The following is a 12,537-nucleotide window of genomic DNA, read 5'->3' on the forward strand; positions in this document are numbered from 1 at the left end:
TTATGAAACCTTTGAATTTCAAAATAGTTTCATCCCGTTTTTTACAGGCTTTTCAGGAACGGCCAGAACCACTCTTTCTTGTGCATCGGGAAATCCCGTAACCAAACATTCTGACATAAATGGCCCGATCTGTTTTGGCGGAAAATTTACAACCGCTATCACTTGTTTACCTTCCAGCTCATCCGGTTGGTATAACTCAGTGATCTGTGCAGATGATTTTTTGATACCTATCTCCTCTCCAAAATCGATAGTTAGTTTATAGGCCGGTTTACGTGCCTCCGGAAATACCTCTGCTTTTATAACTGTTCCCGCTCTAAACTCAACCTGCTCAAAATCGCTCTAGCTAATTTCTTTCATTTTTAGCATGAAAGTAAAAAACCCTGTCTCCTTTTGGAAACAGGGTTTGTAAATAAAGGACCGCTGTTGGTCTTATTTAATGAATAACATCTCACGATAAACCGGCAGTGGCCAGTAGTCATCTGCAACATAGCGCTCCAGAAAGTCAATGGAATCGCGAATATCTTTCATTACAGGAAGTACTTCTGATTCCACTTTTACCGCGTGCTCGGAACTGTCTTTATACTTCATTTTAGCCTGGACGTCTGCTAAAGTATCCAATGCTGCACCTAATTTATTCAGTTCATTATTTACCTTGGTAAGCATGGTTTTTGAACCGGAATTATCAAGTCCAAGTGCATCAGCTTTCTCTACAGCTTTAGCCAATTCGCCAATATACCTTACCGTAGCAGGATATATCATGGTCTTGGCTATAGACTCAATGGTATCCACCTCAATAGTTCGGGTGGTGATATACTGATCGGTCCAGATCTCCTTTCGGGAATGTACTTCCTTCTCGTTCAGTACTTTATACTTCTTGAACAACTTCACATTCTCTTTTTTGGTGAGGTAAGGTATCGCATCAGGAGTGGTTTTAAGATTCAGCAACCCACGTTTCTTCGCCTCTTTTTGCCAGTCATCAGAATAACCGTCACCGTTAAATATCACGGGCTTACATTCATTCAAACGAGCACGAAGTACACTTGCCAATGCCTTCTCAATGGAATCTCCTTTCTTCGCTTTCTTAAGGTCTTCCGTCATGTCTTCGATCGCTTCCGCAATAACAGTATTCAACACAACAATCGGGAATGATGGAGATTGATTAGAACCCAATGCACGGAATTCAAATTTATTACCTGTAAATGCAAAAGGTGATGTTCTGTTTCGATCTCCTGCATGTTTAGGAAGATCAGGAAGTACCGGTGTTCCAAGTCCTAGTAATCCTCCCTGTTTTGAACTTTTTGCACCGCCATTGATCAGCTGCTCCACGATATCCGCAAGCTGCTCACCAATGAAAGAAGAGATGATAGCCGGAGGTGCTTCATTGGCTCCCAGCCGGTGATCATTCCCCGCATGCGCTACGGAAATTCTTAGCAGATCCTGATGGCGATATACACCCAGCAACACAGCTGTAAAGAAAAACAAGAACTTCATATTCTCGTGCGGACTTTCACCCGGTTCCAGTAAATTATCTCCTTCAGCGGTAGAAAGTGACCAGTTCAGGTGTTTACCGCTTCCATTCAATCCATCAAATGGTTTCTCATGCATCAGGCATTCAAGGCCGTACTTTTTAGCGATCTTTTTTAGGATCATCATTGTCAGCTGCTGGTGATCTGCTGCAACATTCGCTAATTCAAAGATCGGAGCCAACTCGTACTGACTTGGAGCAACTTCATTGTGACGGGTCTTTACAGGAACTCCAAGCTTGTATAATTCCTTTTCAGCATCCAGCATGAATGACAGTACCCGCTCAGGGATGGAGCCGAAATAGTGATCATCAAGCTCTTGTCCGCGTGGAGGTTTTGCACCGACCAAAGTTCTCCCGGATGTCAAAATATCGGGACGACGATACACAAATTCCTGATCAATAAGGAAGTATTCCTGTTCACATCCTACAGTAGAACCTACTCTTTTCGATTCTACACCAAAAAGTTTTAATGCTTCTTTAGATGCTTTATTCAGTGCATCATTAGAACGAAGCAACGGTGTTTTATGATCCAGCGCTTCTCCTTTCCAGGAAGCAAAAGCTGTAGGGATACAGAGATAAGTTCCTTTCTGATTCTCCACAATAAAGGCCGGAGATGTGGGATCCCAGGCCGTGTAACCGCGTGCTTCAAAAGTAGGTCTCAATCCCCCACTTGGAAAACTCGAAGCATCCGGCTCCCCCTGGATCAGGTCCTTACCTGAAAATACTGCCATCGCACCGCCACCTTGATTCGGTGTAATGAAACTGTCGTGCTTCTCAGCAGTTGATCCTGTAAGAGGCTGGAACCAGTGGGTATAGTGTGTGGCTCCCTTTTCGGTAGCCCAATCCTTCATTGCCAAAGCTACGGCGTCTGCTACATCAATATTCAGTGTTTGGCCTTCATCAATGGTTCTTTGAAGATCTTTCCATGCAGATTTAGGAAGTCGTTCCTCTAACTTGTCAAGTGTCAAAGTATTTTGCCCGAAGATCTCCGGGATATCCATCGTAGATTTTTCTGTTTTACCCGGACGGAAGTTTCGGGCAGCAGCTAAATTATCATATCGTTGAATCGCTTTGGCCATGTTTTTTAAAAAAGTTTAGTTATTAATTAAAATGACGACCAAAGATAAAGTTAAATTTTTGTTTTACTCAAATTATTTAATCAAAATTTTTTCAACAATTAATTTTAGAAGGTTTAATATTCCGTTTCCTTAATTAGTTTTAGCAAAAGCGCTTTCAGAGCGGTTAAAGCTTAATTTATTTTTTTGTGATTGGTTCCTTACTTCACTTTTTAAGCCACATTCAAAAACAGTATCTTCGGTCTAAAAATTATCCACACTTATACACAAAATTAATTCTCGTTGAACACATCAAAATTGAGCATCTGGATCGAAGCTGCGCGACCACAGACTTTAGCTGCAGCTATAACACCTGTATTTGTTGGAGCCTCGCTGGCCTTCCAATCGGAATTACTTAACTGGACCAATACCACCGTTGCCCTGATCTGTGCCATGCTCATTCAGATCGGAACTAATTTCGCCAACGATTATTTCGATTTCGTCAAAGGTTCAGACACTGACGAACGCATTGGATTTCGCAGAGCTACTGCAGCCGGACTCACCACCCCAAAACAAATGCTTAATGCAACCATCCTTACGATGGGGGGCGCCTTCTTCTTAGGCCTGTACCTTGTTTGGTCTGCCGGATGGGTGATACTCATCATCGGACTTCTTTCCCTTCTCTTCGGTATTCTCTACACTGGCGGCCCTTTCCCTCTTGGTTATAATGGGCTCGGAGATGTATTTGTATTCATCTTTTTTGGAACCATAGCTGTAATGACCACCTATTACGTAAATGCTCTTGAATGGTCCGAAGCTTCTTTTTGGGCGTCCCTTGCCGTCGGGGCTTTGTGCGTGAACATCTTAGTGGTGAATAACTTGCGGGATGTGGAACAGGACAAAAAATCAGGAAAGAAAACCCTTGGTGTTCTATTTGGGGAACGTGCTCTGAAACTGGAATACACCTTGATGGTTCTGCTTGCTTACGCCATCCCTCCCCATTTTTTAGTTCAACTTGAGTACAACTTTTGGATATTACTTCCATTTGCTGCAGGTCCCCTTGCTGGCTATTATGTGTACAGGGTCTGGATGGAAGAAGACAAAGTTCAACTCAATCCAATGCTGGAAAGAACGGCTCAGTTCATGGTTATTTACGGAATCTTATTCTCGATCGGTATTATATTGAACTGATGCTTAAGCTCTACACATATCACATTCCTTTCAGATCTGCTTTCGGCTCAGCGGGGAATGTGATCACTCATCGTGAGGGAATTATCCTGGTATATCGGGATAAGGATTCCGGTATCGAAGCTTATGGAGAAGTCGCACCTCTCCCCGGTTTCTCAGAGGAAAGTTTTGAGGAAGTGAAAGAAGTGCTTCTCCTGAATAAAGCTCACCTGGAAGAAGCAATAATTGATGGAAGCGGTCAGGAAACTCTGCGGTTACTGGATCAGATACACCGGTTTCCATCCTTGAGCTTTGGTATAGACACCTTGCTATATGATCTTGCTGCCAAGCGTTCTAATAAGCCTTTGGTTCAATATCTGTTTCCGGGTTTTCATTCATCTATTCAATCGAACGGAACTTTGCCACTCAGTAATACATCGGCCACTCTATCTAAAGCTGATACCTTGACCTCCGAAGGCTTCACAACATTGAAAGTAAAAGTTGGAAGTGATTTCAATAACGAGCTATCTGTTCTCAGTTCACTTAGGGAAAAATATCCCGATATAAAGATCAGGATCGATGCGAATCAGGCCTGGACTGTAGATGAAGCTATCACACATTTAACCTGTATAGAAGAACTCGATATCGAATATTGCGAACAGCCGGTTCATAAAGAAAATATAGCCGGTTTGAAGAAAGTAACGGAGGCTTCGCCGATAAAAATTGCAGCGGATGAATCTGCCCGGAACAAAACAATAATTTCAGAGTTAACAGAAACTCACGCGGCCGATCTACTTATTTTCAAACCGATGCTGATGGGTACTTTCAATGATATTTTCGTAACAAAAGAGCTCGCTGATACTCATTCTATTGAGACCGTTTTTACGACATCACTGGAAACAGCCATTGGCCGTGCAGCAATAGCGGCCATTTCAGCCGGTTTGGGAAGATACGAACGGGCTCAGGGGTTGGCTACCGGTTCTTTTCTGAAGCATGATGTAGCATCAGAAAAATGGCTTAACTTACCCGTCATTAAGTTTCCGTATAAAATTGGACTGGGAATTTCATTACATTACGAAGGACTAAAGGAGTTATAAAAAGGTATATGTTCAAATCACGCTTACATAGGTTTGAGTTTAAGAAAGGCGATACACCGCATGTGTTCTTGTCTTCTCAGCATGGTATGTATACCTATAGCGACCTTGATCGGTTCACGGCCTTTTTTAAAGATCTGGTTGAAAAGAAAGCAGACTCCCTCAAATGGCCCGTTGCCTTTCTATCCGAGTCGAGTGATGTGCTCATATTCTGCATTGCAGCATGCTGGAAACTGGGCATCCCCTTTATTCCCATAAATCCCAATGTGAAGAATGAAGAACTCAAGAACTACCTTGATGCACTGAAACCGGTACTTATTTTTTGTGACGGTAATAACAGGGGACGATTGGGAGACGAAAATGTGATCAAGATGGATGAGAACTTTTTTCTCAATTCATTTACGCACGATATCAGAGACATGGAGCTTCCCGATCCTGATACCATAGACAAAGAACAGATCTTCGGGTACTTTTTTACCTCAGGAACTTCCGGCAAGCCCAAGATCGTACCTCTTAAAAGGCGGCAGATACTTAGTGCGTCCTCAGCTTCCGCTCAGAATTTCAAACCTGATCCCAATCACTTTTGGCTTCTGTGCCTTCCACTGAATCACATCGGCGGCATTTCGATCATCCTTAGGTCGGTGATCTATGAATCGGCTATTTACAGGCTGGGGGAATTTCATGAGGAGATGGTAAAGGAGTTTTTAGGTGAAAATCAGCGTTTTCAGGCCGCTTCCCTGGTTCCTACCATGTTGAAGCGTTTACTGGACGACCCTCTTTTTAAAACGCATCGTGATTTTAAATCTATTTTGCTGGGAGGTGGCCCCGTAACTGAAAACCTTCTGCGAAAATCAGCGGAGCGCGGTATCCCTATCATCTCCAGTTATGGCATGACAGAAACCTGTGCACAGATCATCGCCAATCCCCTTCTGGCTCCTTCCGGAATGTACACTCCGCTTAAAAGTGTAGGAAAGCCATTCCCTCCCAATGAAATTCAGATCCGGGATGAAAACGGAAGGGTATTGGGTAAAAATCAGTCCGGAGCACTTTGGTTGAAAGGTCCCCAGGTTTTTGATGGCTATTATAGCGAAGATGAAAATGATCGTCGGTTCGACAAAGACGGATGGTTCAATACCGGGGATTATGGCCACATGAATGGCTTCGGTCATATTTTTATAGAATCCCGAAGAAATGACCTCATCATTACCGGTGGCGAGAACGTGAACCCCAATGAAGTGGAAGAAGCCATGCTGAAACTACCAACTATAAAAGAAGCGGTAGTCATTGGCGTGCCGGATGAGGAATGGGGACAAAAAGTAACAGCGGTAGTCACCCTGAAAAACGGGAAAACACCTCAGTTAGATGAGATCAGGGAGCAGCTCAAAGATGCCCTCACCGACTTCAAACTTCCCAAAGAACTCAAGATCGTCAAGGACTTCCCAAAAACTGATACCGGCAAAGTTAAGCGCTGGGAGTTAGTTAAAAAGTTTGGGTAGTGTTTGTAGGTTCTTTATTCGATAATCGCTAAACACAAGCGACATGAAATCCGATGAACCGATGCACGATTTGTCTACTCGTCCAATCCTGCTCCAATGGAGCAGTATGGTTGTAACACCATGCCCCCGGAAAGCCTCCTGCACCATAGGTGCAGTATGTTATGGGGTGGATCAGGATACCGAAATCCAACTCAACATAACGCTCCCCAGATCTCTTAAGTCTTAAAACGAGCTCAAATAAAATTTACAAACAATAAATGTTCAACGAGCGCTGACTTAAGAGTCTTTGCACAGCAAGTCTCTGACTTGCACCATGGCAACCCAGTTTTGATTTAAATAGAATGAGTTGCCCTTATTGGAAGTCGGAGACTTCCTTTGCCGAAACTTTCCAGTCTCCGCTCCGCTCAATACTGAAAAGATCCTTGGACCGACATTTTTCAAACATGTTGTCCCAATGTGCAACTCCGTAAGCGCCTCTTAGTTCATATTCAGCTTATACTTCTTGATAAGCAGATCGTTACTGAAAACGGAGTAATAAAAACCCTCTTGGTCTCTTATCCCTAAACTACCCAGCTCTTCCACGTATTCCAAATCATCAAAGGTGTAGAGTAATTCGTGTTCGGCATTAAAGACATCCATTATCCGTGCATAAATAGGAGATTCGGTTTCTCCGGTCGAAGCGCGGCGTGCATAGGCATGTGGGTCATCGATATTAGTGGGATAGTTGACCCGCACCAGGTAATTTCCATTATCCATAAATACAGGAGAGCTTACATTTCCTAAACTATACAAACTTACACTACCGCCATCGGCATAGATTCCCGGGCCTAAGGTTCCGGAAAAATCTCTCCGTACTTCCGTCATTAAATTCCCTTCGTAATCATAAAACTGTTGCCTGTATTCTGTACTGAACGAGTAAATAAATACATTTTCTCTCATCTCTATTCCTCCCCTCATAGTGGCCCTGCTGTATTCGTCATCCTCAGTTTCTATGATGTTGATATTTTGTCGAATCCTCAGGCTGTCACCTAATTCCATGGTATAAACAAGTGATCCCACTGTTCCGAAATTGGCTCCACTCATTAATATTAACCCATCATCCCGGATATCAACCAAACTCGCAAAACGGATATCTTTTGGCAGATCATAGGTCTTGATGAAATTCCCGGCCATATCAAATTCATCGAGACGTGAACCCTGCACATTCGCAACGTAGATCTTATCATTGTAAATGCTCATCCCAAACGGATTTTCGAAATCACCCGGACCTTTACCCTCTTCTCCGGTAGCCCAGCGTAAATTTCCATCTGGATCCAGCGATATGAGCTTATTGATCCTGCGATCTATAAAGTAAAAATTACCCTGCTCGTCGATCTTCAGATATGCAATACTGCTGATCACCGGTTCTTCAATCCCGGAGAGATCGATGGTTTCTACCAGCTCAAAATCTACCGGTGGGGCCTCATCCTGCAGTAACCCTTTGTCAGGATTGTAAATAACTCCATTTTCTTTTCTAATGGCTGAGGAATCTTCTCCACTACTGCCGCATCCAAAGCCTGTCAATATTAGTGCAACCATTAAAACACTGATCAATCCACGATTAGTTCTAGTATTCATTTTCTGATTCTTTCGATTATGATTTAATTTCAATTAAAATATTCTTTCCTGAACGAGACTAAACTGAACCTCCATCAACCTATCAACTTTCAACTTTCCCCCCGTCACTCCTAACCCGCAAACCCGTCATTATCAACAAAAGGATCGTACTCACCGAAAGTCCCCAGATAACCACGATCGCTAAATTCTCCCAGAATTCGTTATTGCCAAAGATCATCATAGGCAACAGTCCGGTGATGGTGGTAACGGTCGTAATGAGAATAGCCCGAATTCGTTTTTTATAGACTTTCATCCAGCAGCGTAACCCAAAGATTCCGTTTTCATGCTCCAGCTGTTTTTGGTGATAGATGAGGATGGCATTATTCACCACTACCCCGATACACAACAATGACCCTGCAATTGCTCCGCGATCAAAGGCGAGGTCGTTGGCTATAGTCCCCAGCATGATCCCGATCAGGCTGTATGGAACGGCCAGGATCACAAAGATGGGAAATTTGACGCTTTCCAGTAGCGCCGAGACGATCATCCACACGCTGAGTAAACTGAGCAAAGCCACGAAAAAAAAGTTTCGGGAACTATCATCATTGCCAAATCCGAAAAATCCCCGGCCATATTCTATGCTTGCTCCTACCGGGACGGGAGTCGTTTCGATCACCGATTCAATGTAATCCCGAGCCATCTGGTAGTTTCCAAGATAATCTACGCTTACGGTTCGCTCATACGACTGATTGGTCCGGCGAATTTCATTCAACCCGCCCTCCTGAACAATTTCCCCAATGGTGGAGATATTGAAATTCACGTCTCCAAACGTTCGGGTGCGGTTCATCATATCTTCCTCAAATGCCTTGTCTCGTTCACTACGACCGATCAGGTACATTTCCTGTCCTCCAAATTCCACACGACCCACCGTATTCTCGGGATTCAGATCCAACAGTAAGGTCGAGATCACTTCCTGCCGGTCCAGATCTTTGGCTAGTATCTTCTCCTCGTCCAATCGGAGTTTATATTGCCGAAAGTCATCACGGGTGGAATAATAGGACGAATTGATGTCCACCTCCTGCACGCGCCGACTCGTTTTTAATCTGCGTTCCAGATCCTTCGCCAAATTCAACAATCCATCATATGAGTAGCCCTTTAATCGGATGCTTTGGCTGGAATAACTGCCTCCAAATCCGGTACTGATCCCCTGAATATTAAGACCTGATACCGACGTAGCTACATTTCCTGTTCGGGCACCCAGAAACATAGCTTCCCCGTAAAAATAAACAGGATTAATTGTCGGATGTGTAAAATACTCCGGATCAACCACAAAGCGAATGCGTGCCCCAAAATACTCTGACAGGTTCGCCTCATAATATTTGAACGCCTCTTCATATGGTTTGGCGATGGTCTCGTAATTCTTCACGATCTTATCGATCTCTGAAAGCGGTGTTCCCTGGGGTGAACGGATATATACATTGATGCTCTCCTCATTATTCCGGCTCCACGGACTTCCGAAATAAGTTTCATCACTGAATTTTTTCGTGAGCCCGCCGATCCATCCGTCAATAGCATCCCGGTTATCAAAATAGACCTGTGTAAATTCCGGCCACATCGTTCCTTCTTCTGAATCCCACTCAGGCTCTTCAATGGCAAACAAAGGAATCCCTATCACTCCGATCAAGATCACCGGCAGTACCCAACGGAGCTTTGATTTCAGTAGAAAACTTCGCATCAGCAATCGGTCCGCAAACTGACTCATCCTGCCCTGCTTTTTCTTTTCGGAGCCTGTGGGAGTCAGCCAAACCAATGCGTATGGGATCCAGGTGAAGGCAATGAGCACCGAGCAAACCAGGGTCACCGTCAACGCCACCGCCAATGGAACCAGGAAGATCCGGAGTTCATCAAGTGCAAAAAGCAGTGGAATGAAGATCCCTACGGTTGTGAATGTACTTCCCAACACCGGGACCACCGCATTTCCAATTTCGTTGGTGATGTGAGTAAGCCGTTTACCTTTTTCAGGAGGAAGCCCCGGATTCAAATGCTCAAAAACCACCACGGCGTTATCGATCAGCATTCCGAGAGCTACGGTAAGTCCGGCAAGTGTGATGATATTGAGGCTATAATCGAGCAAATACAACACGATCAAACTCAGTAATATCGAAAAGGCCACGCTTCCTATGATCACGACCGGAGCCCTAATCTTTCGGATAAATAAGATCACGACCAGGAATACCAGTATCCCACTAAAAATGGCCTGCAATTGAAGGTCATCAAACTGTTGGCGGAGTTCTTCGGTAGAATCAACGGTGAGCATCAGGGATAAACTTTCGGGGAGCTGCGCCTCCAGCTGCTCCATCGCTGCAAGCACATTTTCCGCCAGGGTGAATGCATCTGCTCCGGATTCCTTCACGAATTCTATGGTCAGGGCCGGATCACCATTTATGCGCTTGATCGTCTTCGCGGGATAATCCTGAATGGAGATCTCTGCAAAATCATCGAGGGTTAGCTGTATCATTGAGTTCGAAAGCTCGATCTTAAGCCCCGCTATGTCTGCGATGCTGTTGAATTTTGGCGGGATAATGAGGCTGTATCTCGAAATTCCCTGTTCCACAAATCCGGCTGATCGCCAGCTTAATTGCTCACGAACCTGCATCAATATCTGCCGCGGAGACAGGTTGTATTTCTCTACCTGATCAATATCAAACTCGATCATCAAAGCCGGGTCCTGAACGCCACGAATGGCTACTTCGGCGAGTCCTTCGATCGCCAGTAATCTGGGACGAATATTTTCACGGGCATATTCCAAAAGTTGTCGCGGCTGCATATTTCCATTCAGCGTATATACGATGAAGGTCTGCTGATCATCCAGCTCCTCCGGTACCTGACGGTTAATGGTAGGCGGAGAGATATTATCAGGCAGGTTTTCATCCAGTGAAAATAGGTATTCCCGCAGCTCTAACACGCGGTAATCGACCGGGGCATCTTTCCTGAAGGTGATGATAACGGTTGAACGGCCTTCCTGTGTGATGGAGCGAATGTCGGTCACATCCCGCAGCCTGTTAGCTTCCCGCTCTACTTTCCGGGTGATCTCCTGCTCCATGATCTCCGGCGTGGTACTTCCCCAGTTATAATTCACCGTCACTGATGGCAGATTCAGCTCCGGTGTACTCTCAATCGGTAAAACGCGCCATACCGCCACCCCGATCACACACACGATGATGTAGAAAAAGGAAATGAGATATTTTCGGTTCAACAATTGACGCAATGGATGTATTTCAGGTGTTATTTAACTTATGAGTTGTTTATAGGGGAAATTTTAAATGGCTTCGGATCATTTAAAATTCAACATTTAACATTCCTAATTAACTAACAGTGGTACCACTTTCTGCTGGTGACTGATGCTAAAGTGTTGATCCACAGCAAGCGTATCACCGGTTTCAATTTCGGGATGATCGATGAGTACCCACTCGGAATTCATAGCCACCGGCTCCACATAGATCCATTCCACTTCTTCATTATTCAGCAGCCGGAAAACGAGCGTTCTGCCATCGCGTTCTAAAAGTGCTTCGCGAGGCATTCGTACTTTACTCTTCTGACTTCGGACGAATACCCGGCCATCAACCGTCATACCGGTTTTGAGGTCGTAATTGTTGTTCTCTACTTCCACCAATACCTGACCGGTTTTGGTTTCAGGATCTACTTCCGGAGAAATAGCGATGATCTCACCTTCATATTCTGTCCCTCCCGGTCCTGCCAGTTCTACCAGCATTCCTTCATCCAGATTATCAATTTCGGATTCCAGTACATCAAATCGAATGTGAACGGTTGCGGCGTCAATGAGGGAACCCAATTCTGATCCGGCTGAAACATAGGCTCCCCGGGAAACAACCTGTTTAGCCGAGATTCTTCCGCTGAACGGTGCTTTCAGTGTAGCGTAACTCACATTCAATTTGGCTCGCTCCCACGCCAGTTCGGCTTCTGCAAGCCCGGTAGTGATGCGTAACAAACTTTGCTGATCTTCACTTCCGTTGCCGCTCTGTTCCCTTAACCTGGATTCGATCTCAAACTCATTCCTGGCTTGCTGATATTCATTGTAAGCACTTCGTTCTTGATTCACCCATTCCTCGTCATCAAGTTTCAACAGTATATCCCCTTCTTCAACAAAACGACCTTCGGCGATCGAATGCGCTTCCACAAACCCGCCGATCCTTGGCGTGATCTGAATGCGCTGAAGCGGTTCTACCACTCCCCGGCTTTCGATAAAGAACTGAAGAGGTTCGTCGTCCACTACATCAAATACCACCTCAGGCCGGATTTCCACGCTGTCCGGATCCGGCGTTTCCCGGTCTGGTTCTTCACTCTTACATGCAGTAAGCAGCGTTACAGTGATCAGTAAACAGGTAAGTAGTTTTGGTATCATTTGTCGTTTCATAATACTGGGTCTATTTAAACTCTCAATCACTTTGTAATATTTAAAAATTCAAAATAACTCTTGGTCTGACGGCTCTAAGCCCGTCTGACCAATAGCTGATTTCAAACTCAGTAACCTATAAAATCCATCAGACGGGCAATCCGTCAGATGGAAGCAATGATCTATTTTA

Annotated in this window: 7 protein-coding genes and 1 pseudogene; 3 read left to right on the plus strand and 5 right to left on the minus strand. The window is 44.6% G+C overall.

Annotation, left to right across the window (positions count from 1 at the left end):
• Nucleotides 1–18 precede the first annotated feature (18 nt).
• Together ACFSVN_RS08205 and ACFSVN_RS08210 are read right to left on the minus strand one after the other, a co-directional pair.
• A pseudogene (locus ACFSVN_RS08205) lies at nucleotides 19–339 on the minus strand (tRNA-binding protein); the annotation flags it as partial.
• A 90-nt stretch (nucleotides 340–429) separates the two neighbouring features.
• Entirely contained in the window at nucleotides 430–2,604 is a 2,175-nt protein-coding gene (locus tag ACFSVN_RS08210) for a glutamine synthetase III family protein (RefSeq protein WP_390300880.1), read from the minus strand.
• Nucleotides 2,605–2,898: 294 nt separating this feature from the next.
• Between ACFSVN_RS08210 and ACFSVN_RS08215 the strand changes: the two genes are divergently transcribed.
• From ACFSVN_RS08215 to ACFSVN_RS08225, 3 genes are read left to right on the plus strand one after another with little or no spacing between them, the layout of a single operon-like run.
• The gene (locus tag ACFSVN_RS08215) at nucleotides 2,899–3,771 is read left to right on the plus strand and encodes a 1,4-dihydroxy-2-naphthoate polyprenyltransferase (protein WP_390300882.1); all 873 of its coding nucleotides are present in this window, start codon (nucleotides 2,899–2,901) and stop codon (nucleotides 3,769–3,771) included.
• Nucleotides 3,771–4,844: an o-succinylbenzoate synthase gene (gene menC / locus ACFSVN_RS08220; protein WP_390300884.1), complete on the plus strand. Its 1,074-nt coding sequence runs from the start codon at nucleotides 3,771–3,773 to the stop codon at nucleotides 4,842–4,844. The genes ACFSVN_RS08215 and menC overlap by 1 nt, the downstream gene beginning before the upstream one ends.
• 8 nt (nucleotides 4,845–4,852) lie before the next feature.
• Complete coding sequence (locus tag ACFSVN_RS08225; protein WP_390300886.1) at nucleotides 4,853–6,337, plus strand: class I adenylate-forming enzyme family protein; 1,485 nt, start codon at nucleotides 4,853–4,855, stop codon at nucleotides 6,335–6,337.
• A 477-nt stretch (nucleotides 6,338–6,814) separates the two neighbouring features.
• Here the strand turns inward: ACFSVN_RS08225 and ACFSVN_RS08230 are convergent, their stop codons facing one another.
• The 3 genes from ACFSVN_RS08230 to ACFSVN_RS08240 all read right to left on the minus strand — a co-directional run bounded on the left by ACFSVN_RS08230 (nucleotide 6,815) and on the right by ACFSVN_RS08240 (nucleotide 12,368).
• The gene (locus ACFSVN_RS08230; RefSeq protein WP_390300888.1) at nucleotides 6,815–7,954 is read right to left on the minus strand and encodes a 6-bladed beta-propeller; all 1,140 of its coding nucleotides are present in this window, start codon (nucleotides 7,952–7,954) and stop codon (nucleotides 6,815–6,817) included.
• An 82-nt stretch (nucleotides 7,955–8,036) separates the two neighbouring features.
• Nucleotides 8,037–11,201 (minus strand): efflux RND transporter permease subunit, encoded by a 3,165-nt coding sequence (locus tag ACFSVN_RS08235; protein ID WP_390300890.1) that lies wholly within the window; start codon nucleotides 11,199–11,201, stop codon nucleotides 8,037–8,039.
• A 93-nt stretch (nucleotides 11,202–11,294) separates the two neighbouring features.
• The gene (locus ACFSVN_RS08240; RefSeq protein WP_390300892.1) at nucleotides 11,295–12,368 is read right to left on the minus strand and encodes an efflux RND transporter periplasmic adaptor subunit; all 1,074 of its coding nucleotides are present in this window, start codon (nucleotides 12,366–12,368) and stop codon (nucleotides 11,295–11,297) included.
• Nucleotides 12,369–12,537 lie beyond the last annotated feature (169 nt).

Source organism: Gracilimonas halophila (genome assembly GCF_042684365.1).
Taxonomy (GTDB): domain Bacteria; phylum Bacteroidota; class Rhodothermia; order Balneolales; family Balneolaceae; genus Gracilimonas; species Gracilimonas halophila.